Raw genomic sequence first — 24,827 nt, 5'->3', positions numbered from 1 at the left:
ACCCCATTTTTGAGATATGCACGCATTGAATCCACGGTTGCTTGGTAGGCTTGTCGTATCTCTTTTGATATGAATAGTATATATGATGATTGTAATACCGAAATTCCGCTGGACATGGCTGACCCCGATTTTGCTGGGTTTGTCTATTGGACAAAGCGCTTGGGCGGACGAAGCAGCGAATGATGATTTAACCACGCCACCGGCCTTGTCCGCCACACCGACAGCTGCAAACAACAGCTCATCAGGTACGAGTCTGGGCAACGATGTGATTGTGCTGAATCCGCGCTCTGATTTGCTCCAGCCAGCCGCGCCGACTAAAGCAGAAAAATCTGCCAAAGCGGCCAATAGCACCAAAGCCGCCAAAAATACCTCTGAGCAAAACAAAGCGAAAAAAACCGCTGATAGCGAAGTCAGCGTATTGGGCGGACTGTATGTTTATGTCGATGAAATGGGCGTACCACACTACTCATTGCAAAAAATTGATGAGCGCTATCAACTGTTTGCCAACGCCGGTCCCGTGCTGGACAGCGACATCAAATTAGCGGTCGGAATGCCCGATACCAATTTGGGCCGACTCGAAGTGTATGGTTATGGCGGCGCATCGGCGGCGGTGCAACGCCGTTTGCTCAACAGCTCCAACCTGGCGCGCTATGAAGCCACCATTCGCAAACATGCCAATGCACACGGGGTTGATGTCAACTTGGTCAAAGCCGTGATGGCCGCCGAATCAGGGTTTAACTCCTCCGCCATTTCGCCTAAAAATGCAATGGGATTGATGCAAGTGATCCCGCCGACAGCAGCACGCTACGGCGTTTCAGCCGAACAACTCATGAATCCGGATCGCAATATTTACGCCGGTGTGCGCTATCTGCGCGATTTGTCACGCATGTTCCAAGGTCGCCCCGACCTGATTATCGCCGCTTACAACGCGGGCGAGGGCGCTGTGTACAAATACAATCGCCGCATTCCTCCGTATGCCGAAACACAAAACTACGTCCGTACCGTGATGCAGTATTACCAAGTGTATAGTGGCAATAGTATTGGCAGTGACAATCTCAATGTCAAAATCCGCAATACCTCATCACCTCAAAAAGGCAAAGTTGTTATGACCTCAGGTCAAGCAGACTCGCGCCGCTCCATGCAACGCATGGATAAAACATTCTAAACAAGAATACAGCAGTGGCGTCAAGCGACTTCACTGACGTCACTGCCGTATAGCAAAAGCCTAATCATTAGACATACCCATTTGTTGCGTCCAGTCTACACAAGGCTAATTTAACCATTCATTATTTTGTACACGCTAAGAACTTAAAAGTTTACCTAAGATTCAATAAGCTTCAGTAAATTGATGTTTACTATTTCTAAGCGTTCCTATAATGCTTAGGGTCTTAGGAAGCAAACGCATTAAAATAAGCGCTAAGCTCTTGAGACCAAATGAAAAACAAGTACTTCAACCATTCAAAAATTAGCGAAGCAAAGTTTCGTCAGATTTTAAGGTATTTTGCTCTAGATTTAACAGCAACCGAATGTGCCGCATTAAGCGGTATATCCGTCCGTTCAATCAACAGCATATACCTCAAGATTCGTCGTCGCTTGGCGATTGTTTGCCAGCAAGCCTCACCGCTTAAAGGCGAATTAGAAGCCGACGAATCTTACTTTGGTCCGCATCGAGTACGTGGTAAACGCGGACGAGGAGCTTCAGGTAAAACCATCGTGTTTGGCTTACTCAAACGCGATGGAAACATCTACACTGAGATTGTGCCGAATGCTTCAAAAGCCAGTCTGCAAGCCATTATCCGCGGAAAAGCAGATATTAATAGTATCATTCACACCGATGGCTGGCGTGGTTATGATGGCTTGGTGGACATCGGCTTTGATAAACACTTTCGGGTCAATCACGGTGCAGATGAGTTTGTGAATGGTTCTAATCATGTAAATGGGATAGAATCATTCTGGAGTTATGCCAAACGTCGTTTGATGCAGTTTAACGGCGTTCCGAAAAACACTTTTTTACTACACTTGAAGGAAACTGAATTTAGGTTTAATCACCGTAAGACTGATTTATATAAAGTCATTCTTAAGTTACTTCGTGATCAACCTTTGTAGCATTCTGCTTCCTAAGACCCATGCTTAAATCCAATAATTGGATGTAATAACGGCGTAAGTTGTTGAGCTGTAAATACTTTACAATGTAAAGAATACCTATTACTATGCGTCAAAATAGATGCCGCTCAAGCAGGAAAAATTATATTTTGATATAATTGTTGGGTAATACCCCCTAAAAGGGCGGCATCTAAAAGTAGAATCAACACAAGTCCTGCGTTTAGTGCAGGACGCGTGAGTTTGTTAAAGCCATCATACGCGTTTGCGCTGGAGTGAATCCACCGAGCGACATATGAGGACGGTTGTTATTGTAACACCACAGCCACTGTGTCGCCTCGATTTGAGCGTGTTCGAGTGACTCAAATAATGTCTGATTGAGCAATTCATAGCGCATGGTTCGGTTAAAGCGTTCAATGTAGGCGTTCTGCTGTGGGTTTCCAGGTTGGATGTAGAGCAGTTTAATGTCGTGCTTTTGCGCCCATTGTTGGTAGTGGTGGCTGATGAATTCAGGGCCGTTGTCCGAGCGTATCGCTTGAGGTTTACCACGCCATTCAATGAGTTGGTCGAGATAGCGCGTCAGCGTGGTTGCGGGGATTGAGAAGTTGATTTCTGCCAACAACCCTTCTCGGTTGTGGTCGTCAATGACGTTGCATGAGCGGATGCTGCGCCCATCCTCGAGGTTGTCGTGGGTGAAGTCGATTGACCACGTCACATCCATTGCGTCGGGCACTTCGAGTGGTTGCGGTGTTTCTCGGTCAAGGCGTTTGTTGGGAATCAGGCGCAAGTTGAGCCCGAGTTTGCAGTAAATGCGGTAGATGCGTTTGTGGTTGTATTTCCAGCCCAAGACGTTGCGGATGTGCAGGTAGCATAATCGAAAGCCCCATGTGTTTTGTCCTTTGGTGGTGGTCAACTCGATCAGTTTAGCGGCTATCATGGCGTTGGCTTGCGCGCGCGTTGGGATGTGGCGAAAGCGTTTTTCTGAGATACTCATGAGTTCGCAGGACGCACGGATGCTGATGTTTTTATCGTTGTGCAGTTGTTGCGCCATCTCTTTACGAGATGACGCGCTTACTTTTTTGCAAGGCACTCCTTGAGGATGTCGGTGTGCAGCTGGGATTCGGCATAGAGTTTTTTCAGGCGCGTGTTCTCGGCTTCTAAGGCTTTGAGGCGGCTCATGAGGTTTGCGTCCATGCCTGCGTATTTGCTGCGCCATTTGTAGAAGGTGGCACTGCTGATGCCATGCTCACGACACAGTGCGGGTACGGGTACGCCTGACTCGGCTTGTTTTAGAATGCTGGCGATTTGGCTGTCGCTGAATTTGGATACTTTCATGTAAAACTCCTTTGGGTTAGTTTAAAGGGTTCTACTTTTAGGTGCTGGCTTTTTTAGGGGGTATTACCGTTGGGCGTCTTACCATTGTATTTATATACCAGAGGTTCATGATGAGAATCAACCATCTAATGCGAAATCGCACACACTTGCTCACTGAATCGCATCGAACCTGATCACCTAATCGCATCAACTTGACCAGTCTAATACTCATTTTAAAGGTGATAAACTCGCTGCTTAACAAACCTCAAATTAGAGCAAAAAATCGCTTTATATTTCATAAATAATGCTCCCGCATTAAAAGCAAAACAGGCAACAAGAAAAACCCTGTTGCCCATTCAATTTTACGGTTTCGAACAATTACGTGACAATAAAATCTGCCGCAGTCAAAGTAGGATGAGTAGAAACACCCATTATTGCAAATGCCACAGAGGCTCCCGCACCATTGCCATCAGCATCGTAACTAAGCAAACCGGTTGTTGAGTTATACACAATAAAATCATCTGCATCTGACGCAATACCCGTTGCATTAGAGCAGAAATTAGTAATACTCAATCCACCTACGGTCGTTAGCTTTGCAAAAATACTGTTTTCCAAATAGATCGTATCATCTGTGACATTAAAATCCGCAATCACATCCTTATTGCTGGATGCATTGAGCGCAGTATCGAATACAAAACCATCTTGCCCAGCATTGCCTGTCAATGTGTCATTGCCCAATCCCCCTTTAATCATATTGTTACCAGTATTCCCCAGTAAGATGTCATTAAATTGCGAACCATGCAGAGATTCAATACTCAGCTCCGTTCTTCTGAAATACTTTTTCATGAATAGTGTATGCCTCTTTATATGTTATATCGCGCGTTGCAATACCTCCCGATTGATTGGCTTGAAGCCGCGCGCGAAAATTCTGGGTAGTTTTGTGCGGTAAATGACAGCTGGAATTATTGCACATATTGAAACAACATTACAAAAGCGACGATGACGTCGCTTTTACCAATATAAAAAAACCACCCAAAACTATTGGGTGGTTTTTTTGATTGACGCAATTAGATTAGCATACTGCAATATCAAACCGGACATCTGTTGTGCCAAACCGTTTGGCAGGTATTCCATATTGATCAAAGAGAAACCCATTGCAGTGATATATTAACCGGCCACAAAAGTAACCACCGACTGCCATCACAAACTCTATGTCATCAGGGCGTAACTGCTGTAAAGCATTCAAAAACTGCCCGTCGGTCATACGTGTTGCGGCATGGATATTAAATGAGCTATTGTTTGATGAAGCCTGTTGAATGCAGGTTGATTTATCAGCTGAGTGGGCAACTACGTTTTCCTGATCATCGAATGCAACATAATAGTCATGGTGATACATGATTTACTCCTTATACTTCAAACAGTTTGCTGTGGTGAAATACGCCGATTTCGGCGTATACGTTGTCACTCCGAATTTCGATAACGATGGCCGTTGTGCCGTTGGTCGAGAATACTTGGCCAACGTGGCCGTAGGCGGTTTTGACGATTTGTCCTGCTGTGATGTTGGCGTTGCTCATTTGCGGCTCCTTGTTGCGTTGTTTGTTGCAACCAGTGTCGCTCGGGTGCGGTGCGAAGTCCAGCACTGTATTGCTTATAAACAGTAGTGTCGCGGGTCAGCGACACTGCCATTGTGCGGGCTTGAGCCGTCCGGCGCTCAATCGGAAGGGGTCGGGTAGTTTGTGATCAGTAGTTCGGTCACTGCTTTGTTTTGGTCTTTATTGATGCTGTAGCGGGTATTGACCTCTTTGATGTGGAACTGGCCAAACAGCTCTCGAATCTGCGGCACGTCGTTGATGCTCATGATGAACTTGCCTTTGATGCCTGCCAATTGCTTGGCCAAATGAGTGAAGTCGTCCTTACTGAATAAGCCTCGGCCGTAGACATCTTCGCAATCCCAGTACGGCGGGTCGATGTAGAACAAGGTGTCTTTGCGGTCTAATGCGTCGATGACTTTGTGATACGGCCGGTTATCTATATAGACCCGTGCGAGCCGCTCGCTGGCCGCCGTGATGGTTTGCTCAATTTGCTCGACGTTGAACGTGCTCGGCCGATCGGCACTGATCGTGAACGTTTGACCAACGACTTTTGCGCCGAACGCAGTACGCAGTGTGTAGTAGAAGCGCACGGCTCGCTGAATATCGGTCAGCACCTCCGGTGGCGTGGCACGCTGAAGATTATACAAATCACGCGCTACGGGCATGATGCGCATCTCGTCGATGAACGCTTGGCGGTGGTGCTTGATGACGCGGTACATATTGACCAGTTCGCCGTTAATGTCGTTAATGACCTCAGTTTTACTGGCCGGTTTACGAAACAGTAGCCATGCCGCACCGGCAAATACTTCGACGTAGCACCGATGCGCGGGCATGATCGGGATAATCTCAGCAGTCAGTTTTGATTTTCCGCCGACCCAAGCGATGGGTGATGATGTAGTGGTTGGGTTGAGTTTGGATGCCATGAGTACCTCCTATGTGGGCGGTGCTCATGGCGGTGGCACTCTATTGATTGAATATTTGCAGTGATTTGCAACGCGGACATTTGATTTGGATCAGTTGGGCGTGTCCGATAGCCAGTAGTTTGTTGCACGTTTTGCAACGGTATTGCACGGTTTGAAATGATTTGTACGGGTTTGTGTGTCCTTTTTGCATTGTTAGCACCATAGTTTGTTAGACTTGGCATGCCTACGCGTAGGTGAGGCGGCCTTGCCGTGGTGCTGGTGTGATCAGCGTTAACGGGGCGTTTGTCCTGCTCCAACAGGTCAAACGTCGCCGTCTCTTTTTTAATTTTTGCGTGAATACTGCTCAACTGCAAAAACAGCTCTTTCGCATGCGTATTTCGATGCACTAATCGCCAATTCAATCATCTCTTTTTCTACCTTTTCTTTTGCCGCTAAACGACAATCATGCAGAGTGTCAATCACTTGAGCGAAGCGATATTTGATGTTTTCCACATCGGGATTTGCGCTCGGATTGAACGTGATACCGACGGCTTTCTCGCCATAAGTCAGAGTTGTTTGCTGTGTCATTGCTTTCCCTCTCAATAATTACCTCGGCCAAATAGCCGAACAGCTAAGTACATTACCCATTTTCACCATTTCGGCACACCGAGCACACCCATCGCCTCCATAAACACCTGATCCGCCCAGCGTTTAGAACCAAGCCCATTGGCATACAGATAGTCGTGGATGATAGCTGCCTTTGCGTAACGGCCGTGCGGCGGAAAAACTGCCCACAGTACACGCGGGACAGTCGCTAAATCGGTCACATAGCCTGCTGGTACATCAATCCAAATACGTTTAACCGTCCCAATTCCATCCAGCTTGAACCATTCCCAGCGCATGCCCGAGCATGGATCCAGCGTGTAGTAATCGAATGAATTGACCAGTCGCCAGCGATAGTGATCGAGCATTTCGAGTACGGCGGGTGTCGTAAATTGGCTCATGATTTTATTTCAGTCATGATGAATGGCGGGATCGCTGCTACCGCTTCTTCAACTGTCGGAATCGGCTTTTTACCAGCCAGAATCAAATCTTTATCTTGCTTGGCCATCACCCAAACCTGCGCCCGATGTTTGCCAAATGCTTCGGCGTACGGTCGCAATGGATTGTCGTAACCTGCGTACAAGCTGATCAGTTTATCACCGGACTCAACGCCCAACCCCAAGTCCGCTACAACCTGCTCTAAATGGTTGTGGATCGCCTGCTCAATCGCCACCAACTTTTGCGCGCCAGCGGCCTGTATTGCCTGCTTATCAATCTCGGCCTGTTTGGCTTTGTCCAACACCCAATCGCTACTTTTAGCATCCCAGTTATACGCATCATTTTGGCGCGACTTATCTGTGTAGCCGTCTGGAATGGCACGATCATCAATAGTGAGCGTGCGCGGCGCGCCATCGTCTGTGCTATAGACAACCATGCCCGCAAAGTTTTTGCGATAGAGCCATTTTTTTGATTTTTCATCGAATTGATCAATTAAAAATCCTTCTTCCGGTTCTGGTTTTATCAGCGTCACATCCGCCGACAAAGTACCCAAACCGTTGACCTGTGCGGGATGCCCATCAGCCACTCGGTAAATGACCTCGCCACGATAATCTTCGACAGCCACCCACTTTGCCCCGTCATCACTCAAAACCAGCGTTTTGTTGTCAGGACAATTAGCGACGTCCGGCTTTACCTGTACAGCGTTGGCAGGCATCAGCCAGCCACCACTAAGCGGATCGTGGTCAAGACGTGCGACACCCACAAATTCGCGGGTCACAGGGTCGTATACATAAGCTTTGTTTAGTTTGATCATGATGATTTCCTTCATTAATATTTGATGATGTAGTGCATGGCAACGTTGCGCGGACGTGATTCGTTGCCACCGTCGGCATTCACCGTAATTGCGTGTATATGGTCTCCTACTGGCGACGTCGTCTGAATGACCGTGCTGTCAATTGACCAGAGCGACGCATTGCCGATACCGCGATCTTGATCCCCAGTTCGCATCAAATTTTCAAAGACGTGGCTGTGGCCACCTGCCGGACTGGTGCTGGCCGCGTGCGTATGGCTCGCATTTTGACCGGCTTGCGCTGACCCGAGCACGCGCCCCGCATCAACGCCTCGCCCATCGTCTGCGCCGCGCACAAACTCGCCGCGCAAATCGGGCAATGCAAATGTAGTAGAGCCATCGCCTGCGCCGTAGGTTGTGCCAATCACAGCAAACAGCGCCGCATACGTTGTCCGCGACAGCAGAGCGCCATTGCATTTGAGCCAGCCTGTCGGTACAGTTGACCCTGCGAATGTATATACAGAGCCAGTTGGCGCGGCTATTTGGCTTTCCGCACCGACAAATGCAGTTGTTGCGAGTTGTGTTGAGCGTGTGCCGGTTGATGCGGTCGGCGCAGTCGGAATGCCGGTCAATGCGGGTGATGCCAATGGCGCACGGCTGGTATCGGTCGGATGGACGTGGTCACCGCGCGCAACTGTATTCAGTGAGCCAACCGACTGTGCGCCATCCATTTTGATGTTAGCCAGCGTTGACTCGAACGGTCGGTCAGCCGCGATTTCGGCATTGACAAACGCGGTCGTCGCTACCTGCGTCGTATTGGTTCCCGTAGCCGCTGTCGGCGCAGTGGGCACGCCAGTGAGTGCGATGTTTTCAAAATCATTAAAACCATCGTAGACGTTCGTGCCGTCTGTATACACAAGATTACGCTTGCCCTGAGCGACAGTCACACCCGAGCCAGTAGCCGTGTTGACTGTAAGCGTAAATGCGCCACTGGTGGCGTTATAAATAGCCCACAGACGCTTGGCCGTGGTGGGCACGACCACAACCAGATTGCTGGTCAGTGTGCCGGAAAAACCAATCACCGGATTGGATGCCTCCAAATCACTCAAAGTCACCGTTCCACCGGTCACCGATTTGGATAGATACCCGCCCACCGCCGATTGAACAAATGCAGTTGAGGCAATCTGGGTTGTATTTGTGCCGTCGGCCGCGGTTGGCGCGGTTGGCGTGCCGGTCAACGCTGGGGAAGCCAGCGGTGCCGCGCCAAGCGTCGCACGAGCTGCGGCAGCATCGGCATCATCGAGCAGGCTGCGGATAAATGCGGTGAGCGGTGTCAAAGCAAACTGGTCTGCGCCAGTGGCATAAATTAACCGGTCTGCCGAGGTGTTCAGTCCTGCCAACGCAGTCAAAGTTGCATCGACCGGCTGTTTGTTTGTACCCAAGTCTGCAATCTGATTCTTGAGCCAGAGTGTGCGGTTGGCCAGTTGCAGTGCCTGCCGGTTGGCGATACCGTTGATCCCGCCGAGAATCGCATCGCTGGTCTCAATTTGATAAACGCCAACTTCCCAGAGTGATTGTTCTATTACGTTTGACATTGTTTATGCTGTCCCATAGTTAAATTTACCATCGTAATTAGCCTTACCGTTGTAGCGCAGAGCCGCCGCACTGTAGTCCAGCGATTCGAGCACACACCGCGCTGGCGCAAATGCGCGTAGGGTTTTGCGTAATAATGTGGCCTGATCGTTGGTGATGGCATTGGCCATGATGACCCGATAGTGCGCCCAGTGCGTCGGGCTACCATAGACATAGACACCGTCATACTTGGTTTCGCCGTTGTACGTGCGACGGTTCAGCCCTTCGATCAGCGTCACTTCGCCAAAGCCCAGCCGTCGGATGATTTCCCGAATCGCCCACGGTGTGCCTTTGAAGCGGTGCAATTCATACGCGCCTTTAATTAACTTGCGCCGTGCGGTTTCCGACTCGGCCAGCCAGTAGCCGTCTTCGCCAATGATGCTTGAGGATTCAGCGAGCAAATCCAGATGCTCCGGTGCAACCAGATCGACCAGTCGCGGCATGAGGCGCGGCGTGTCAATCAGCTCAAAGCGCAAGCCCAACTCGGCCAATGCTTTGGCACGCTGATCGCGCTCAATGATGTCGGCATAGGTCAATTTAGCCATCTTGCTGCACCTCTGCGGCTGTGATCGTGACGCCGGTGCAACGCGCCCACTGCGTACGATTTAATACAGTCAAATTGAGATTTTTTAAAACGACGTTGTATACACCCGGCACTTTGAGCACCGTCTGAATATCCAGCGGCACAATGTCGCCGCCCAATTTGAGCCGACGTTGTGCCTCGTATGCTGTCCATGCGGCTTTTGCGGCCGCGATGGTCTCCAGCTCGTTCGCACCGGTGTACAGGGTCAGCTCGGCATTAAGCGCGTAGTTGACGACCTGCGGTGCGCGTGCGCTCGGTTTGTCACACAGGATGCGCATACGCTCGGACTGGAAACTTTTTTCTAACTGGGTCAGTAGCTCTGCCCCGGGCAAGCCGTCTTTGGTCAATACGCTGACCACCACCGTGCCGCCAATGTCATTGCCGTTTGCGTCTTTATCGTTGGATGTTTCAACGTCACAAATGACGGGCGAAAACTGACGAGCAAAGTATTTATATGCGCCGACCGTACCGCCAATAGAAAATGATTCGGGCGCGAGTAAAACGCGCTCGCGGTACGCATCGTCCTCTTCGTTTTCAACACCACCCGACGGCACGGTGATATTGCTGACCGCGACCTCAATCGTTGCGTGCAGTTTGCCCAGTAGCGTGTTGATTTGCCCGACAGCCCAACCATTGCCAGCTACGCCAACCGTGGTACACACGGCGAGCAGATCAACGGTTTTTTGCGAGGCTTTTAGCACACCGGCCTCCGCCGTGGCAAACACCAGCTCGCCGACCTGTGCGCGCGTGCCTTTCGGTACGCTGATCGTGGTTGAGCCGCTGACATCTGGCGCGGCAAAACGCAGCGTGGTCATGGCGGCTTGAGCCGACAGGCGTGGTGTAGCGACATCATCCCCGCACAAATCCAGCATCAAGCCGGTGGCAAAGCGGGCGTGCTGTTGGCGATAGGCCTCGTTGACCTGCTGACGGGTGAGCGTTTCGCGGTAAGCAAAGGTATTGATGAGCAGCCGCTCAATGTGCGCTGGGCGCAGGGTTTTATCAGCGCGGGCTTCATAGTCGCGTATGGTCTCGGCCAGAGTCGTGTCTAAATTGTCGTCGATGACTTTGACATCTTCGCGTTTGATTTTGCTCAAATCCATTAGCGCACCCCCTTGATCGGGATGGCCGTGGTGTAAATCTCTTTGCTCACATCATCGGCCGCGTGCCAATGCACGGACATGGTGATTTCAGGTGCATTGCCGCTGAACTCAACCTTGTCGATGACTGCGCGCTTTTCCCACGTTTGGATTGCCAGCACGACTTCACGCACGGCATTCGGCACGAAGATGTCTTCGGGCGCGTCGATGTAATCAAAGTAATTCGAGCCGAAGTCCGGACGGGTGACGTCCGTGCCCTTGCGGGTGGACAGAATGTTGAAAATGCACTGCTCGATGTCGTCAAAACCCTGTACAACGTCCGAGCTGACAGCGCTCGCGCCGCGAGGCTGCAAATCAAGCGGCGCGAGTTGCCAGTGCTTCGAGCGAGGTGAGGTTATGAGTGCTTGTTCCATGCGGCTATATTACGCACGGGCGCATGGGGCTTCTTTTAATGTAGATTAAAAAATCACGGCGAATTTATCTACGTCGGTTTGCCGACGCCGGTCTCGTGATCATGCCCGCCGAGACTGATGTTACCGGATTTAACGTCACCGGTCGCTTCCAGACTACCGTTAATTTTCGCGGCCGCGCCACTGCCGCCGCTGCCTGTCATGCCACCCTTGTACGTGAGCGAGCCTTGTACCGTCAAATTGCCCGTGGTTTCGGTTTCTCCGCAGTCAATCGTGACCTTACCACCAGCTTTAATCAGCACATCACCGGGCGTATCGACCATCACTCGGCCGGTCGCGCGGTTGTGTTCGATACGCGTGCCGTTGGTGAATTGCTTGCACCAAATATCGCGGCTCGATGCCGGCGTTGGGTCGGCAGAGTTATAAATCGCGCCCAGCACCACGCCGCCTTCGCCGCGTGCGTCGAGCATACAAACCACTTGCTCACCCGGATCGGGTAGCGCATAGAAGCGGTTGCCGCCTGCGTTGGCCACGATAACTGGCAACCAGTCGGATGGCATGTCTTCGAGCGCGGGCAGGCGCACGCGCACAGCGTGCTTGGCGTCGTCGCATTCGGTGACGATGCCGATTTGTAGGGTTGCGGTGAAGTCATGCAAGGTCTGCATTTTAGGCTCCCGTGGCCGTTCTAACGCCATCTGTGGCGGTGGTTGGTGCATTCGTTTGTGCTTCGGTTTTTTCCGGCTCATCGGGGACGTATTCGACCATTTTGACCTCTAATTCTGCGCCGTGTCCGGAGGATTTTTTGATGTCGTGATGCGCACGTTTGACCAAGTATTTGCCGGAAAACTTACCGAAGCCTTTGAGTTGGACGACTTGGCCGGACACCAGCTTGGCATTGCCCACCAGTTCAATCGTACCGGCTACTTGACTCTGTTGTGCGTCTGCCAGCGCAGCATCAGCACGAGCAGCCATCTGTTGATCGGATTCACCGCGATTGGCCACGATTTTGAGTGTATCGGTTGTCGTTGCACGTTTGGATTTAGCACGCAGCGGCTTGGCTTTACGCCGCATTTTGCGCGTTTTTTTGGTTTTCGCATCGTGTCCGGTCACGACCGCTTCGTCCGGTACACCTTTAATCAGGTCTCTTAGCCGGATGCGTTTGATGTCCGCTGGATTGAGTACGGCTACCGGCTCTTGTTTGGCCAGCTCAACGTTGGCGTGGAAGACCAGCGTTTTATCGACGATTTTGAATGTGTGACCATACTCGCGGGCAATGCGTGCGAGGAATTCGACGTCGGACTCTTGGTACTGAGTGATCCGTTCAATCTGAATGTCCGCGACCGTGCCAGTGACCGACAGTTTGAGCCGCGCGGCAATGGTGCGCACGATTTTTGGTAGTGTGGTTTTTTCGTAGGCTTTCGGCTGAAGTGTCCGATTCGCGCGGGTGATACCGGTAGACAGAGCCTTGATGCTGACTACGGACGGCGGGTGGTCGTACTCAATTTCGGCAATTTCAAAGCTGCCCCAGCTCACCATGCCGGTGAACTGGTCGCCGACCGACAGGCTCAAGGCATCGCCTTGCTCCGGATACCAAGCGCGTAACCAGCGGCCGTCCGTGTCCTCGAAATCTAATTGCAGCTCGTCGGATTGACCGCCCAGATAATCGGTGTAGCTGATGCTCAACAGGCTGTATTTCAGATCGCCAGTGATGTCCTTGCCCTCGTATTTGATGACGTAGTCGGGCATGGTGACGGGGTGGGTGTTGCCGCCCGCACCGGCAAGGCCGGAGAGCGTCTGCAAAATGGTCATCGCATCCAAGGCGGCATATCCTCTTGACTATTGGCGGGTTTGGCATCGAGCACCGGCACGAACACGGTTAAATTGTCCGCGAACTGTTCGCAGATCGGCAGGTGCGGATTGGCGGCAATAAGTCCGTCGATGAGCAACGCGTTTCCGTAGAATTTATGCGCAATGATGTCCCAGCGGTCGCCGAGCTGGGTGGTGTATTGCAAGACTGCTTGCGTCACATTGTTCATGATGATGCGCCTCCATCTTTGCGCCCAGCCACCCAGCCGGTGAGTAACTGAGCACCTTTGGCCGCATTGGTCAGGCCATCGGTCGCCTGCTCGATGAATGCCGAGCCGGTATCCAACCACGTGCCGATATTGCCACTATTGACACCGCTTTGCAGTGTACTGACGGCGTTTTGCATCGACTGTGCGGCCGCCCCTGAGTAGCGCAAAAAGTCGGTCACGCCTGATAGATCGCCCATCTTTGCGCCGATCACCGGGAGTTGCCCCAGCTGTGTGACGGCGGTATTACCCAGATTGAGCGCATCGCCAATCAGGCCAAACGCGGACATCGGATTGTCACGCACTTCTTTGGCGCGGGTGATGAGCGTTTGTGCGTCATCAATCACGGCCTCGGCGGCACGGTAGATGCGCACACCGGTTTGCACCGCATCGGCCACAGTGCTGACTGTGCCGCGCACGGACTCGGGCAGGAGCGAGAGCAGAGGCGACAGCCCACCGCCGATACCCGGTGTCGGTAGCGGATTATTCGGATCGCCGACGAACTCGGTCAGCTCGACGTCCAGTTCACGAATCGCGGTGCGTCCCTGCGGGTCTTGCAACAATGTTCGGCCAGTGACCGATTCGATCACAAACCAGCCGACGAAACGACCTGAGCCATAGACCAAGGCTTGCGCCTGCTGGCTTTCCTTGGCCGCAATCAAGCCGTTGTACGCTGTGTCCGGATTACCCAGCATCCAGTGCAATTTAACCCCGAAGCGGTAGCCGGTCAGATCGTTGCCCATCGCCTGTAGTCGTGGCCGCCCGACCAGCACCTCGTGCTTGCCAAAAATCGCTTTGTGCGTTTCCTCCAGATTATTAAAACTGGTCAAAAACTCAAAGCGCACGTCACCCAGCATTGCATACATCAGTAAGCCCTCCGTTGTTTATCCGCCATTAAGCGTTCAAACATCGCCTCAAATTCGCGTTGCGACAGTTTGAGAAGACCGCTAATCACATTCGGATCGCCGCCCGGTGCGTAAATTTGTGGGCTGTAATGAATGATGTGGCCGCCATGCTGAGCGGACTGAGCAGACTGCTGTTGCGCTCGCGCCGCCGCCAGCTCCGCCGAGTTGGCCTGCATCCGTGCAGATAGATTCGAGCGCAGCTCACCGGCGCGATTTGTGAAACGTTGTTGCAAATTGCTGGCAAATGCGCCAATGGCTTTGAGTGGGCGCGGGGCGCCTTTATCAATACCAAGGTCAAGCCCATGCGTCAGACCGCCGCCAATTTTTTTGAATACTCGGCTTGGCGAGTTGATGCCAAATTTTTCCTTAGCGGCTCCTATCACGCTTCCTGCCATACCGATGATGGCACTGACGACCCGTGACGTACCACTGGTGATGGCATTGACCAAGCCATCAATAATCATCGAACCAAATGCGCTAAATTGTGCGGGCAAACCACTAAAAAATGCGGTGACTTCATTAAACTTGGTCACTATATTCAACTTAAATTCAGCCAATTTAGTGACGGTAGTAGTTTTAATCATGTCCCAATTGCGGACTACTGCGGTATAAATCAAGCCTAAAGCCGCACCTACTGCCGCGCCAATCGGTCCGAACATCATGCCAATCGCCGCGCCAGATAATGCGCCCTGTGCATAGGATGCTACTTTTTGCCCTGTGGTTTGGTTTTTTGCACCCGCATTTTTATCTTTTTTATAGATATCATACAGACCATACGCACCTGCTGCTGCGCCCATGGCTTTGCCTGCAAATTTCCCCATTTTTGTGCCCGCAAATCGCTTAACGGCACCGACTGCATTGCCTGCAAAGCGGGCTACGTGCAAAAACCCTCGGGCGAAAGTACCTAATACACTTCTACTGCGTACCAATGAACGATCAAGAAGACTAATTCCAGCACGAGTTGCTTGCCAAACACCTTTGCCTTGAATGAGAGCACTTGTTAATTTAAGCACATTAAGCCTGCCACCTAACAGTCCCATTTTTAACAACAGCAGAGCAGCTCTTACTGCGAATGAACCTAACTTAAAAGCGGTCAATACACTTACAAGGGTCAAGATACCAGTTGCAAGCTGCGGGTATTTTGCCACGCCATCTGACAAGGTGTTAGTTACCTTGGTAAAGCCTATGGCTACCATATTAAAAACAGGGATAAGAGCATCACCAGTGACCACTTTGAAGCGAGTCCAAGCAGCACCTGCTTTCTCTGAAATAGCGGCTGACTCTTCGGTGATTTTTTGTGCGTCTTTGTCGACTTTACCATCGCCATTTAGCGAAGCGTTTTTGATTTTCTTATAATCCTCCCAGTTCTGTATCGCGGGGCGCAGGAAGTTTTGAGCCTGCATATCCGGAAATAGCTCAGCAATTTTGAATTGGTCGCCGCCAGTCATATCTTTGATTTTAGCTACGGCAGCTTCGATGGGGTCAAGTCCCTCTTTTTTTGCTTTGAGCATGGTGTCTCGTATGCTAAACCCCATGTCCTTAGCATTTTTTTCAGTACTTCCTTGCGATAATTTTTGTAAGAAGTTTTGATAATTGTTTGCCGCTTCATCTGCACTACCTGCACCGCGTTTGGCTATTTGTAAAAATGCACCTGAGGTTGCTGTGCCTTGGTCACCGATAGAACCTAATGCTTTATGCGATGCTCCCAGCGTTGGCAACCATTTTGCCATGTCTTTTAATTCGAAGTTACCTTGGGCTGCCGAGGTGGCGAGCATATCCCACGGACGTTTTAATCCTTCTGCCGCGTAGCCCATACTGGTAATGAGTGAATTATTGGTTGAACCTACTTCTGTAGCATCAGCGTTATAGGCTTTAATGACGCTGGCCATTGAATCTATGGAGTTCAGTGCAACTTTTGGATCAATCCCGCCAGCTACCATTTCACCTAAACCGCCCTTGAGTTTATCTGCTGCCACACCGAATTTAACGGACTGCTCAAGCAATTCATTACCCATTGATAGTGACTGCTCGCGCGTCATTTCTGAGGTGTTGCCAATGCGCGTTAATTCAACACGGTATTCGGATGATGCGTTAATCGCCGCACGCAGCGGATTCACGACTGCCCATGCAGTACCCAATGCGCCAATGGCTTCACCGTGCATAGACGCGCCCTGATTGCGCAACTCGGTTTGCTGGATACTGGCTTTGCCGATTTGCCTTTGCTTGCGTGTGTAGGCATCGTAACTTTTTCCCAGTGCATCAATGCGCGATTGCTCCTGCGCGAGTTGGCGAATAAGTGCCGATTTGTGCGTGGCCAGTTGCGAGGTGGCCACGCCATTTTTGAGTAACTCGCCGCGTTGCGTGAGTGCGCTGTACTCACTGGTCAGTTTGTTGGTCGCCAAACTGCCCGTGCGCCCCATTTGCATCATGGAGCCACCCAAGCCCTTAATCGCCGCTTGAGCCGCGCCTGTAAGCGCAGATGCTGTAATAACGATTGCTAATTGAGAGGGCATGATGTATGATTCACTTATCTTTAATGGGGGTGGCTATGGCTGTTCTGTATGCGATTGGATTGATAGCAGTGGCGATTTGGGTGCTCGGCAGTATCTGGGGCGCGGTCAGTACCGTGGCTGAAGAACTTTGGTATGTGTCCACACGCAAGCGCAATGTCCAGGTCCGAAAAAAAAGCCGACTACCCTAAACCACTAAATCTTTGAATAACCCGCCTTCACTTGGCGGGTTATTTGTTCCTGCCAGTCGATAAACTCATCAACAGTCAAAGCATCGATTTGAGTCTGTGACCAACCAAACCACCAAGCCATGTCGGCCATTGCCTGTTTCAGCGCGTCGGGGTCAGTCGTCGATACGAAAAAGCCCCTGTAATTGCTGGTAATCGGCAAAGTGCAATAAATCCAAGTCCTCAGGTACCAGACCGGTCAAACGTGTCAGAATATGCAACTCGCGCAAAATATCATTGGACACGCCTGCCGCAGAGCGCACATCACCGATGGTCAGGGCGCGGACGTTTAATTTTTCAAGGCGTGTGCCATCCACCAAAGTGACGGGGTGGCGTAAGGTGATCTCGCTGGTCACGCCCAGTTGAGATTGGATGGTTTGTGCGGCATTGCTCATGATGGACTCCTGTTAAACAAATAAAAAAACTCACTCGATTGATACGAGTGAGTTTAGAGCTGAGCCGCCAAAGACTCTTTTAATGTAGATTAAAAAATCAGTGTAGGATATTAAAACCACGTGCACGCCCACGGTAGTAGGTGACTGAGTTCACCGATTTACCGATGCGCTCTGCAATCTCCGTGCGAGAGAGGTTTTGCTCCGTCCCCTCGACCACGGGGCGCAGGCTCGGGCGCACTTGGTCGATCACCCGAACCCAGCGATTGTTGCGCTCCTGTAACTGACGCTCCATCTCACGAAAGGCATTGAGGAACTGGATTTTCCACTCAAGGGCTTTTTGACCGGTGAAGCCCATTGCCAAAATGGCAAAGCCATCATGGGTCATTTTGTACATCGGTTTTTTACGATTCCATTTGTCCACATAAAAACCCAACTCAAAATTCGCTTTGAAAAAGGCTGAAACCACCTCCGAGGTGAGCCGAAAATTCGGCTCACCTGCCGTATTGTTTTTGTCCGAGGTGCGTCCATTTTTGGACGCATCTAAGTTACGAATTTGACGCATGATGTGTTGATGATTTTTCTCAAAATACTCCGCAATTTTCAAACTGGTGGTAAAGACCTGCTCGCCTTCGATGGCAACCAGCAGGGTTTCGGGAAATAAATCAGGGTAAACGATTTTTGCATTCATAATTGCACTCCTTGATATTGAAAACGCTCTTTGCTTTGCGACACATGGACGTAGGATACCTCAGGGATTTTATCAAGCTTCTCCGCTACAATTTGTAATAGGTACGCCAATTGCTCACGGTCAATGCTGACACGACATTCTGATGGCGTTGAATCTCCGGCTATATCAATTAGTGCATACAGCGACATACAAGCGGTCTGGATACGCCAATAATCGGCACTGTGAATAACCATCAGGTCGTATGGCGTTACAAAAAAATGCTCGGGAATGGTGATACTCATGATTTGCTCCTTGTTGAGACTTAGACAAGTCCACCCTCATGGTTTCAAACATGAAGGGTGGGCGGGAGTGTTGAAACCACGTAACAAGCCGTGTAGCGCAGGTTACCCTTTTGCTCACCCCACCCATAGTCGGAGCATCCATTATAAAAGCAATGGACGAAAAAATAGCCGCAAACTTCGGGGCGGAGACCGCTTGTTACTCGTGGTTTCAAACACTTGTGACTAATATACCACATGAATTACACAGGGTGCAATAGGCTTGCATTCTGTGTAATGGCGGTGTTGTAAAAATGAGGGGCGCTCTGACGCTCGGGGCGTTCGGGCGCTCAGCCCTCAAAACGTTTTACGAACCGATATTACGACGCATTTTCTCGAAGATGTCTTTGCCTTTGTTGCGCCAAATGTTGTTCCACGGGTCAAGGTGCAGGATTTCCACACCGTCCACCACCTGACGCAGGGACATGACTTTGTACTTGATTGGTCGGTTTTGTGCGTCCTTCATATTCAGCTCACCCAGCTCGTTTTCGTGGGTCATGATGGTGATGAAGGTCGCCATCGGCACCTCTTCGATCAGTCCCGCCGAGCTGTAACGACGTAGGTTGGAACGGATCATCAACGGCACGCCTTGGAATGGATTAAGCACCAGCTCCTCAACCTCTGGGTACACGCTGTTCCATGTGATCTCGCCTTCGAGTTCTTTGAGCTTGCCCGGCAGCGAGATGGTCATGGCCATACCGAGCGCATCCTGCTCCTGCATGTCCATTTCCAGCTTCGGAAATTTGATTTCCTTGGCCTTGCCCGCTTGGTTGTTACCGTTCAAATATACGTTGGCTTCGACGATTTTATTAACGACAATGCTTGCCATAATTCAATACTCCTTATTTGCTGTATCTCTGGGAGATTGCGGCGGGTTTTATAACACCAGCCGCAATGACTCAGAGAAGTTATTTGCTGACCAGATTGGCCATGTATTTGCGGGTCATGACGCTGTTGTTCGAGATGCGCTCGGCCGGTAGTTTTGGCGTGTATTCATAAACCAAAGGTACTTGACCCTTACTAAACGCATCGGCCACGTCATATTCATAGTCCAAACCAACATCAAAACCCACGATAGCGCGGCAACCCGACAGATAAATTCGGATGTCTTCAATAAATGCGTCAACCAAAGCATCTTCGATCGGTTGATCTGTATATTTAAACTCGCCGCGGCGAATCGCTTCGTCAATGAAATTGCCTGTGCGGTAAGCCACCGCAAAGTTACTGATGTGGGTATTCACCGGCCAGCTGGCATTGCGGTTGCCCCATGCACGGAAACCCGTGCCAAAACTATTGAATACCGTATTGATACCCGCCGCATTTAAACGATTGGTTTCTGATTGCAAATCCTCGGCACGGCTGGTTAAAGCAAACTCAACACCGGTCACACCGCGATACTCGTGATTGGAAATGCTCCACCAATAGCCCTTGTTCACATCGACCCACATACGCAAACCGGCGGCGTGCGTTGCGTGATGCTCAAGCCGATCACCACATTTAAGCATTGGATAAAAATAGTTGGCGCATTTCTCCGCCGATTTGAAGTTAATCGTACCAGCGGAGCCGCGACCGCTGATAGCGGCGGATAAACCCGTGCCTTTCGGTGCGCTGATATAGGCTTCGGCGTTGATCGCCAAGGCGGTGCTGATCATCGCCGCCGCGCAGGATGCGGTCTTGTCGTACTCTGGGATGATGATGACCTTCGCGTCTGCGCCAAATCGCGTGAAGCCTTCTTTGACCAACTCCAGCCCCGTTCGCGCATTGCTCGCCAGCACATAGCCGCCGAGGATTTCTGCTTCGGTGACTTTGGATGGGTCAACGTAGGTGTAGGCAATGGTGGGCGCGGTTGGCTTGGTCACGAACTGGATCGCGCCGGTGACTGTGTCAATCGTGTAGGCGGTATTTTCGACCAGCACCGTTGCACCGTCTTTGACCGTGTAGGTACCGGAAATCAGCGCAGGTTTTGCGGTATTTGCGGTGAGCGTCGCTGGGTCAACGGCCAGACTTTCCGATGCGACGATGGTGCGGTGTTTCGCCGGATCGCAGACGTTGACAACGTAGCATTGACCCGATGCGTAGCGTGTCCAAATGCGTGCGGCGTCCGGAATGGTAAAGCCAGAATCGGTAACGGTTGAGAATTGGGCAAAGTCTTTGACTGTCTGGCAGACAATCAAATCATTGACCGCGCCGATGGGCGCAGTGCCGACCAGCGCAGTAATCGCGCCCTCGATGTCATAGACGGGAGACGAGCCGCCGTCCGTGCGTTTGGTTTCTGTGCCGTGGTGAAAGGCCATGTTTTACTCCTTAGGTTTTAAAGCAGCGGGTTTTAAATCGGGTTCAAGGGGGTCACCGTATTCACGCAGGCGTAGGCGGATGAACTTCGGCAAATCTTCGTCAACGGTCGCCTGCACTTGCTCGGTTTCGGTCTGGACACGCAGATAGTGTTGCCATACACCAGACGTTTCGGCTAAAAATCCGTCATCCAAGCAGTGACATGGCGTGCAGTCGGTCGGGCGGAATCCGGCAATGGCCAGACGCAACGCATCACTCAAATACAGACCACCCATTTCGTCGTGCAAGTTGCGCGAAAAGATTGTGAAATGCAGTACCAGCGTGCGTTCCTGCACCACAAAACCCACGTCGTCCAGCTTGCCGTACTTACCGTCCTGCCAAGCAATCAGCACCGCGCCGGTCGGGTGAATAAAGCGGTAGGTATCCGGCCGGTCGGGGAACAGCTCCACCGCAATGTCCGGTAGTGCCGTTTGCAGGCGTTTTTGCACGCTGTGCAGAATCGGAAGTGTCGCGCTCATCAGTAGCCGCTCCAGTCTTGTTTCGGTCGGCTACGGAATTGATACGCGCCGGATTCGGACTGAACCCGTTCGGTTGTACCTTCACCGTTTTGCGCCCGCACGCCGAGCTGAATTTCACCGTCGCGAATCATCGTCAGCACCTTCAGTGCATTTTTGTACGCGTCCTCCAGCGACTTGGGAAAATCCGCACCATTGATGCGTCGGCGGTGTAGCCAATGCCGTGCAATGTCGGTACACAATGGGCGCAAGACGGTTGGTGCATTTTCTAACGGCAGCGTGTAGCGCCCCATCAGATAGCCATCTGCAAGCTCGCAGGCGTAGGCAATCGCCTTGTCCACGATGTCCCAGTTCGGCTCGGTCAGTGAGCCACGCGGGTCATCGTTGGACAACTGAGCCAGCTCAAACAGGCTGATGGCATCGGTCAGGTCGGTGCGGGTGATGTACATGATTCCGCTCGTTATTTACGGTTAAGCGTCAGGCTTTTGGCCGCGTTTGCCGGATTTTTTCGCCGGAGCCTCACCATCACCATCACCATCAGGGATGGCATCCGCCGCTACCGAATCAGCGGCAGTGTCTGCGGGTGTTTCGGCGGGCGCGTCAGCGACTGCCTCGGCAATGGCTTGAGCGGTTTCTGGGTCGGCGGCTTCGCACACAGTCACATACTCGGACAGTTGCACGTATTCATCATCGGTCAGCGTCACTGCTTCACCTTCACCGACGCGGTAGTCTTCACCCTTGTCGTTTTTCAAAACGAGCGGGATTTTGGCAATATAGATTTTGGTCATGATATTCCTTGGTTTTATTTGTGTTCGTCATACAGGGCGGATGCCATCCGCCCCTACACGTGAGCGTATTAGCCTTTGAGCAAGATTCGGATTACATCTCCGGCGGCGGTGGCTGCGTCAATAGCAGTGCCAACAATCTTGGCCGTGCCTGTTTGAGCAATCGCCAAGCCTTGCAAACCTGCGGCAATCGGCACGCCTGCGGCAATGGCCGCACCGGCCTCGACCAGCGCAATGCCGATTACATCGACAGCGGCCTGATCGCCCACATCGGCCTCGTAAACGGATGTGCCGAGTACGGCTTCGCCATTCTCAGCTTGCTTACCTGCAAAACTAACCAAGCGGTTAGGCTGCCATGCGCCTGTGGTTTTGACCGTAGTGGTCAATAAAATTTGTTTGGTTTTTGCCATGATGGCTCCTTGTTTGGTTTTAATTCGGTTCGTAGAGACGGCGTTTATCCGTCTCTACAGCACGAGCTTTGCGGTCTTAGTTTAGGCGATGGCTTTATCGAACAAGAAGCCACACGCGCCGCCGACCACTGCCGCTTTGCGGATGTCGGTATAGCGCACGTACTCAACTTTGCCACCCACGCCTTCATAGCGGTCTACATACGGCATACCACGACGGCGGAAGATGTAGCCGAATGACGGAACGCCTTCATCGTTGCCTGATTCCACTGCTTTCGGGCGCACGATCAGTGAGGTAAATTTGCCCCATACATCCACGAGCTTTTTACCGTCCGGCGCTGCAACGGTCTCACCGGTGATGATGTCATCTACCTCAAAGATGGCTTTGAGGTGTTCGATACTGAGCATCTTCAGATTGTTGCCGCCACCAAGCATGGCGAGCAAAGCCGGATGACGTTTCAATACGTTCATCACTGATGCGCCCGTCACCATGATGTTGGGTTTTTGACCACATTCGGCACGGACTTTTTCCTTGGCATTGACGATGTCGGTCAATGGGTCTGAGTCAGCGGCAGACCATTGTTTGCCTGACGATAGGTCTGTGGTCAAACCTGTTTGGTAGGTGGTTTTGTTTTGCAACAGTCGGGCAATGTCCAATTCCTGACGCAACTCAATGCCTGTGGTCACACGGCGCGTAGCCTTGGCTTTTTCGTCAAACATGGATTCATTATTCTCGCGGTAGTCAACACCGGCGGCCAAGTCGTGTTCTTCCAACACCACCGGCAGCATGGTTGCACTGTCCAATGTCATGACGTTGGACGCCGCGTGAGGGGCGCGTTCGGTCTGGTATTCGACAAAAGCGGCTTTGCCAAATACTGGCACGCGTACACCTTCTTTATCGACGAATACCACCGGCATGACTTGCTCACCGATGAAGTTAGCTTGACGGTAGCCGACCGCCAGTTGGGTCAAAACGGGGTCTACTTGTCGTTTGTTTTTTAAATATGCGCTCATTGTTTCATTTCCTTTTTATGAGTGATGGATTGGTTAGATAGCCTGTATAGAGATTGGCCGCTGGGGTGTTAAACAGTGCGGCGGGCGGCTTCTTCGTAGCTGATGCCTTCTTTATCGGCCAAAGTTTGCGCGCGCTGGTGATGTGACAGACTTTCAGGGTCTGCTTCAGCAAAATCAGCCGTCACGCCGGAGTTACGCGCACCTGCTTTGCCTGCCGTGGCGACTTCGCCAAAAATCTCAGCGGCCGGACTGTCAGACATCCAGCCACGAATCGCGTCGCCCAGTGTCTGCTGGTTTTCGCCTTCGCCAAAATCGGCTGTGATGTCGTTCGGGTATTGCACAAAGTCCAACACACGCACGGCCAGCGCTTTGTGTGCGGGTTTGAGCTTGCCGCTTTTCACCAAGCTTTCGGCAAAGTCGGCGTTGGCGGTGTGTGCTGCTTCACGCTCGGCCTTGGCCTGCGCGGATTGCAGATCCGCTAATTGTTTCTCGGCCGCTTCGGCACGGGCGAGTGCTTGTTTTTCCGCTTCGGTCATTTCTGGCTCCTTTTCAATGGGCGGGGTTTGGGGTTCGGTGGGTGATTCGGTTTGTGGTGCGACTGGTGTTGACGCTTCTGCAAACGAGGCCAATGGTTCAGCTCGTTGCATTCGATCTTGGGCAGCGTCTTCGCGGATGCTCTCAATCTCCCAATTTGGAATGACGGTGTCGGCTTCTGCTTGGCCGAATTTGCCGATCATCCAATCGCGCAAACGGCGGAACAATCCTGCGGCGGTCTCTTGGCCATACTCAGAAAACTCAACACAGCCGTCCGCATCAGAGAAACTGACCGCGCCCAAGCCTTTGACTGATGGCGGCATAGCACCGAGCAGGCCAACGTGGCGCAGATACCATTTACCCGGCACGGGGTTGGACGGGTGTGCGGGTGGGTAGAAGCTGGCGGAAACGTGTTTGAATTTTTTGGCTCGCACCAGTTCTTTCGCGCCCTCATCGACATCGGAAAACTCGGCAGACAATGCGCCACCACTACTTTGCAAATCCTTAACCCAGCCAAATGCTGGATCGTCGGTTTTCGGGTGGCCGAATACCAGCGGGGCTTCGTGTAACGTCGGGTCGTAGCATTCGGCGCATTCGATTACATCTTGCTCGGTGATGTCGTATTCTTTGCCGTCGTTGGACTGGCGTTTGCCTGCTTTGAAAATCTGAAACATGGTTGCACTCCATCGTGTGAATGGGTGCAGT

General features: G+C 51.6%; 31 protein-coding genes and 1 pseudogene. 2 read left to right on the top strand and 30 right to left on the bottom strand.

What is annotated here, in order from left to right; all coding sequences use genetic code 11:
• Positions 1 to 82 precede the first annotated feature (82 nt).
• Entirely contained in the window at positions 83 to 1,165 is a 1,083-nt protein-coding gene (locus ACZ41M_RS05150; protein WP_464729990.1) for a transglycosylase SLT domain-containing protein, read from the top strand.
• A 269-nt stretch (positions 1,166 to 1,434) separates the two neighbouring features.
• A complete protein-coding gene (locus ACZ41M_RS05145) occupies positions 1,435 to 2,106 on the top strand; it encodes an IS1595 family transposase (protein WP_464729991.1) in 672 nt (223 codons plus the stop codon).
• Between the two features lie 217 nt (positions 2,107 to 2,323).
• Here ACZ41M_RS05145 and ACZ41M_RS05140 read toward each other — a convergent pair.
• The 30 genes and pseudogenes from ACZ41M_RS05140 to ACZ41M_RS04995 form a co-directional block, all read right to left on the bottom strand.
• Positions 2,324 to 3,435 (bottom strand): annotated as a pseudogene (locus tag ACZ41M_RS05140) (IS3 family transposase).
• A 357-nt stretch (positions 3,436 to 3,792) separates the two neighbouring features.
• Positions 3,793 to 4,260: a M10 family metallopeptidase C-terminal domain-containing protein gene (locus tag ACZ41M_RS05135; RefSeq protein ID WP_464729992.1), complete on the bottom strand. Its 468-nt coding sequence runs from the start codon at positions 4,258 to 4,260 to the stop codon at positions 3,793 to 3,795.
• A 226-nt stretch (positions 4,261 to 4,486) separates the two neighbouring features.
• Positions 4,487 to 4,810: a hypothetical protein gene (locus tag ACZ41M_RS05130; protein ID WP_464729993.1), complete on the bottom strand. Its 324-nt coding sequence runs from the start codon at positions 4,808 to 4,810 to the stop codon at positions 4,487 to 4,489.
• A gap of 10 nt (positions 4,811 to 4,820) precedes the next feature.
• Positions 4,821 to 4,988 carry a hypothetical protein gene (locus ACZ41M_RS05125; RefSeq protein WP_464729994.1) on the bottom strand — a complete coding sequence of 56 codons (168 nt, stop codon included), beginning with the start codon at positions 4,986 to 4,988 and terminating at the stop codon, positions 4,821 to 4,823.
• A gap of 137 nt (positions 4,989 to 5,125) precedes the next feature.
• On the bottom strand, positions 5,126 to 5,929 hold the full coding sequence (locus ACZ41M_RS05120; RefSeq protein ID WP_464729995.1) for a DNA adenine methylase: 804 nt from the start codon (positions 5,927 to 5,929) through the stop codon (positions 5,126 to 5,128).
• A gap of 40 nt (positions 5,930 to 5,969) precedes the next feature.
• Positions 5,970 to 6,119 (bottom strand): Com family DNA-binding transcriptional regulator, encoded by a 150-nt coding sequence (locus ACZ41M_RS05115; RefSeq protein ID WP_464737483.1) that lies wholly within the window; start codon positions 6,117 to 6,119, stop codon positions 5,970 to 5,972.
• Positions 6,120 to 6,250: 131 nt separating this feature from the next.
• On the bottom strand, positions 6,251 to 6,496 hold the full coding sequence (locus ACZ41M_RS05110; protein ID WP_464729997.1) for a hypothetical protein: 246 nt from the start codon (positions 6,494 to 6,496) through the stop codon (positions 6,251 to 6,253).
• 62 nt (positions 6,497 to 6,558) lie between these two features.
• Positions 6,559 to 6,912: a DUF1353 domain-containing protein gene (locus ACZ41M_RS05105; RefSeq protein ID WP_464729998.1), complete on the bottom strand. Its 354-nt coding sequence runs from the start codon at positions 6,910 to 6,912 to the stop codon at positions 6,559 to 6,561.
• The gene (locus ACZ41M_RS05100; RefSeq protein ID WP_464729999.1) at positions 6,909 to 7,763 is read right to left on the bottom strand and encodes a hypothetical protein; all 855 of its coding nucleotides are present in this window, start codon (positions 7,761 to 7,763) and stop codon (positions 6,909 to 6,911) included. Before ACZ41M_RS05100 ends, ACZ41M_RS05105 begins: the two co-directional genes overlap by 4 nt.
• A 14-nt stretch (positions 7,764 to 7,777) precedes the next feature.
• Positions 7,778 to 9,334, bottom strand: coding sequence for a tail fiber protein (locus tag ACZ41M_RS05095; RefSeq protein WP_464730000.1), 1,557 nt, complete (start codon positions 9,332 to 9,334; stop codon positions 7,778 to 7,780).
• Between the two features lie 3 nt (positions 9,335 to 9,337).
• Positions 9,338 to 9,916: a phage tail protein gene (locus ACZ41M_RS05090; protein ID WP_464730001.1), complete on the bottom strand. Its 579-nt coding sequence runs from the start codon at positions 9,914 to 9,916 to the stop codon at positions 9,338 to 9,340.
• Complete coding sequence (locus ACZ41M_RS05085; RefSeq protein ID WP_464730002.1) at positions 9,909 to 11,054, bottom strand: baseplate assembly protein; 1,146 nt, start codon at positions 11,052 to 11,054, stop codon at positions 9,909 to 9,911. Before ACZ41M_RS05085 ends, ACZ41M_RS05090 begins: the two co-directional genes overlap by 8 nt.
• Positions 11,054 to 11,464: a GPW/gp25 family protein gene (locus ACZ41M_RS05080; protein WP_464730003.1), complete on the bottom strand. Its 411-nt coding sequence runs from the start codon at positions 11,462 to 11,464 to the stop codon at positions 11,054 to 11,056. Before ACZ41M_RS05080 ends, ACZ41M_RS05085 begins: the two co-directional genes overlap by 1 nt.
• 68 nt (positions 11,465 to 11,532) lie before the next feature.
• Entirely contained in the window at positions 11,533 to 12,126 is a 594-nt protein-coding gene (locus ACZ41M_RS05075) for a phage baseplate assembly protein V (protein WP_464730004.1), read from the bottom strand.
• A 1-nt stretch (position 12,127) separates the two neighbouring features.
• A complete protein-coding gene (locus ACZ41M_RS05070; RefSeq protein ID WP_464730005.1) occupies positions 12,128 to 13,270 on the bottom strand; it encodes a phage late control D family protein in 1,143 nt (380 codons plus the stop codon).
• The gene (locus ACZ41M_RS05065; protein ID WP_464730006.1) at positions 13,267 to 13,497 is read right to left on the bottom strand and encodes a tail protein X; all 231 of its coding nucleotides are present in this window, start codon (positions 13,495 to 13,497) and stop codon (positions 13,267 to 13,269) included. The genes ACZ41M_RS05070 and ACZ41M_RS05065 overlap by 4 nt, the downstream gene beginning before the upstream one ends.
• A complete protein-coding gene (locus tag ACZ41M_RS05060; RefSeq protein ID WP_464730007.1) occupies positions 13,494 to 14,399 on the bottom strand; it encodes a phage tail protein in 906 nt (301 codons plus the stop codon). The genes ACZ41M_RS05065 and ACZ41M_RS05060 overlap by 4 nt, the downstream gene beginning before the upstream one ends.
• On the bottom strand, positions 14,399 to 16,951 hold the full coding sequence (locus ACZ41M_RS05055) for a phage tail tape measure protein (protein ID WP_464730008.1): 2,553 nt from the start codon (positions 16,949 to 16,951) through the stop codon (positions 14,399 to 14,401). The genes ACZ41M_RS05060 and ACZ41M_RS05055 overlap by 1 nt, the downstream gene beginning before the upstream one ends.
• A gap of 192 nt (positions 16,952 to 17,143) precedes the next feature.
• A complete protein-coding gene (locus ACZ41M_RS05050) occupies positions 17,144 to 17,260 on the bottom strand; it encodes a GpE family phage tail protein (RefSeq protein WP_464737500.1) in 117 nt (38 codons plus the stop codon).
• Between the two features lie 31 nt (positions 17,261 to 17,291).
• Entirely contained in the window at positions 17,292 to 17,570 is a 279-nt protein-coding gene (locus tag ACZ41M_RS05045; protein WP_464730010.1) for a phage tail assembly protein, read from the bottom strand.
• 97 nt (positions 17,571 to 17,667) lie between these two features.
• Positions 17,668 to 18,258, bottom strand: coding sequence for a Rha family transcriptional regulator (locus tag ACZ41M_RS05040; protein ID WP_464730011.1), 591 nt, complete (start codon positions 18,256 to 18,258; stop codon positions 17,668 to 17,670).
• On the bottom strand, positions 18,255 to 18,539 hold the full coding sequence (locus ACZ41M_RS05035) for a hypothetical protein (RefSeq protein ID WP_464730012.1): 285 nt from the start codon (positions 18,537 to 18,539) through the stop codon (positions 18,255 to 18,257). Before ACZ41M_RS05035 ends, ACZ41M_RS05040 begins: the two co-directional genes overlap by 4 nt.
• Before the next feature lie 343 nt (positions 18,540 to 18,882).
• On the bottom strand, positions 18,883 to 19,404 hold the full coding sequence (locus ACZ41M_RS05030) for a phage major tail tube protein (RefSeq protein WP_464730013.1): 522 nt from the start codon (positions 19,402 to 19,404) through the stop codon (positions 18,883 to 18,885).
• A gap of 79 nt (positions 19,405 to 19,483) precedes the next feature.
• Positions 19,484 to 20,869, bottom strand: a complete 1,386-nt coding sequence (locus ACZ41M_RS05025; protein ID WP_464730014.1) for a phage tail sheath family protein — start codon at positions 20,867 to 20,869, stop codon at positions 19,484 to 19,486.
• 3 nt (positions 20,870 to 20,872) lie between these two features.
• A complete protein-coding gene (locus ACZ41M_RS05020) occupies positions 20,873 to 21,385 on the bottom strand; it encodes a Gp37 family protein (RefSeq protein WP_464730015.1) in 513 nt (170 codons plus the stop codon).
• Entirely contained in the window at positions 21,385 to 21,831 is a 447-nt protein-coding gene (locus tag ACZ41M_RS05015) for a gp436 family protein (RefSeq protein WP_464730016.1), read from the bottom strand. Before ACZ41M_RS05015 ends, ACZ41M_RS05020 begins: the two co-directional genes overlap by 1 nt.
• A 21-nt stretch (positions 21,832 to 21,852) precedes the next feature.
• Positions 21,853 to 22,170 (bottom strand): hypothetical protein, encoded by a 318-nt coding sequence (locus ACZ41M_RS05010; protein WP_464730017.1) that lies wholly within the window; start codon positions 22,168 to 22,170, stop codon positions 21,853 to 21,855.
• A 68-nt stretch (positions 22,171 to 22,238) separates the two neighbouring features.
• Entirely contained in the window at positions 22,239 to 22,577 is a 339-nt protein-coding gene (locus ACZ41M_RS05005; protein ID WP_464730018.1) for a capsid cement protein, read from the bottom strand.
• Between the two features lie 81 nt (positions 22,578 to 22,658).
• Complete coding sequence (locus ACZ41M_RS05000) at positions 22,659 to 23,588, bottom strand: major capsid protein (RefSeq protein WP_464730019.1); 930 nt, start codon at positions 23,586 to 23,588, stop codon at positions 22,659 to 22,661.
• 68 nt (positions 23,589 to 23,656) lie between these two features.
• Positions 23,657 to 24,796, bottom strand: coding sequence for a peptidase (locus tag ACZ41M_RS04995; RefSeq protein ID WP_464730020.1), 1,140 nt, complete (start codon positions 24,794 to 24,796; stop codon positions 23,657 to 23,659).
• Positions 24,797 to 24,827 lie beyond the last annotated feature (31 nt).

This window comes from Puribacter membranae (assembly GCF_055380425.1).
Note: the sequence above shows the minus strand (reverse complement) of the source record. Positions and strands in the feature narration are given on the sequence as shown.

Bases quoted from the DNA above. Each gene is read 5' to 3' on its own strand.
- ACZ41M_RS05150 (WP_464729990.1), top strand. From the start codon at position 83: ATGATGATTGTAATACCGAAATTCCGCTGGACATGGCTGACCCCGATT.
- ACZ41M_RS05145 (WP_464729991.1), top strand. From the start codon at position 1,435: ATGAAAAACAAGTACTTCAACCATTCAAAAATTAGCGAAGCAAAGTTT.
- ACZ41M_RS05135 (WP_464729992.1), bottom strand. From the start codon at position 4,260: ATGAAAAAGTATTTCAGAAGAACGGAGCTGAGTATTGAATCTCTGCAT.
- ACZ41M_RS05130 (WP_464729993.1), bottom strand. From the start codon at position 4,810: ATGTATCACCATGACTATTATGTTGCATTCGATGATCAGGAAAACGTA.
- ACZ41M_RS05125 (WP_464729994.1), bottom strand. From the start codon at position 4,988: ATGAGCAACGCCAACATCACAGCAGGACAAATCGTCAAAACCGCCTAC.
- ACZ41M_RS05120 (WP_464729995.1), bottom strand. From the start codon at position 5,929: ATGGCATCCAAACTCAACCCAACCACTACATCATCACCCATCGCTTGG.
- ACZ41M_RS05115 (WP_464737483.1), bottom strand. From the start codon at position 6,119: ATGCAAAAAGGACACACAAACCCGTACAAATCATTTCAAACCGTGCAA.
- ACZ41M_RS05110 (WP_464729997.1), bottom strand. From the start codon at position 6,496: ATGACACAGCAAACAACTCTGACTTATGGCGAGAAAGCCGTCGGTATC.
- ACZ41M_RS05105 (WP_464729998.1), bottom strand. From the start codon at position 6,912: ATGAGCCAATTTACGACACCCGCCGTACTCGAAATGCTCGATCACTAT.
- ACZ41M_RS05100 (WP_464729999.1), bottom strand. From the start codon at position 7,763: ATGATCAAACTAAACAAAGCTTATGTATACGACCCTGTGACCCGCGAA.
- ACZ41M_RS05095 (WP_464730000.1), bottom strand. From the start codon at position 9,334: ATGTCAAACGTAATAGAACAATCACTCTGGGAAGTTGGCGTTTATCAA.
- ACZ41M_RS05090 (WP_464730001.1), bottom strand. From the start codon at position 9,916: ATGGCTAAATTGACCTATGCCGACATCATTGAGCGCGATCAGCGTGCC.
- ACZ41M_RS05085 (WP_464730002.1), bottom strand. From the start codon at position 11,054: ATGGATTTGAGCAAAATCAAACGCGAAGATGTCAAAGTCATCGACGAC.
- ACZ41M_RS05080 (WP_464730003.1), bottom strand. From the start codon at position 11,464: ATGGAACAAGCACTCATAACCTCACCTCGCTCGAAGCACTGGCAACTC.
- ACZ41M_RS05075 (WP_464730004.1), bottom strand. From the start codon at position 12,126: ATGCAGACCTTGCATGACTTCACCGCAACCCTACAAATCGGCATCGTC.
- ACZ41M_RS05070 (WP_464730005.1), bottom strand. From the start codon at position 13,270: ATGACCATTTTGCAGACGCTCTCCGGCCTTGCCGGTGCGGGCGGCAAC.
- ACZ41M_RS05065 (WP_464730006.1), bottom strand. From the start codon at position 13,497: ATGAACAATGTGACGCAAGCAGTCTTGCAATACACCACCCAGCTCGGC.
- ACZ41M_RS05060 (WP_464730007.1), bottom strand. From the start codon at position 14,399: ATGTATGCAATGCTGGGTGACGTGCGCTTTGAGTTTTTGACCAGTTTT.
- ACZ41M_RS05055 (WP_464730008.1), bottom strand. From the start codon at position 16,951: ATGCCCTCTCAATTAGCAATCGTTATTACAGCATCTGCGCTTACAGGC.
- ACZ41M_RS05050 (WP_464737500.1), bottom strand. From the start codon at position 17,260: ATGGCTTGGTGGTTTGGTTGGTCACAGACTCAAATCGATGCTTTGACT.
- ACZ41M_RS05045 (WP_464730010.1), bottom strand. From the start codon at position 17,570: ATGAGCAATGCCGCACAAACCATCCAATCTCAACTGGGCGTGACCAGC.
- ACZ41M_RS05040 (WP_464730011.1), bottom strand. From the start codon at position 18,258: ATGAATGCAAAAATCGTTTACCCTGATTTATTTCCCGAAACCCTGCTG.
- ACZ41M_RS05035 (WP_464730012.1), bottom strand. From the start codon at position 18,539: ATGAGTATCACCATTCCCGAGCATTTTTTTGTAACGCCATACGACCTG.
- ACZ41M_RS05030 (WP_464730013.1), bottom strand. From the start codon at position 19,404: ATGGCAAGCATTGTCGTTAATAAAATCGTCGAAGCCAACGTATATTTG.
- ACZ41M_RS05025 (WP_464730014.1), bottom strand. From the start codon at position 20,869: ATGGCCTTTCACCACGGCACAGAAACCAAACGCACGGACGGCGGCTCG.
- ACZ41M_RS05020 (WP_464730015.1), bottom strand. From the start codon at position 21,385: ATGAGCGCGACACTTCCGATTCTGCACAGCGTGCAAAAACGCCTGCAA.
- ACZ41M_RS05015 (WP_464730016.1), bottom strand. From the start codon at position 21,831: ATGTACATCACCCGCACCGACCTGACCGATGCCATCAGCCTGTTTGAG.
- ACZ41M_RS05010 (WP_464730017.1), bottom strand. From the start codon at position 22,170: ATGACCAAAATCTATATTGCCAAAATCCCGCTCGTTTTGAAAAACGAC.
- ACZ41M_RS05005 (WP_464730018.1), bottom strand. From the start codon at position 22,577: ATGGCAAAAACCAAACAAATTTTATTGACCACTACGGTCAAAACCACA.
- ACZ41M_RS05000 (WP_464730019.1), bottom strand. From the start codon at position 23,588: ATGAGCGCATATTTAAAAAACAAACGACAAGTAGACCCCGTTTTGACC.
- ACZ41M_RS04995 (WP_464730020.1), bottom strand. From the start codon at position 24,796: ATGTTTCAGATTTTCAAAGCAGGCAAACGCCAGTCCAACGACGGCAAA.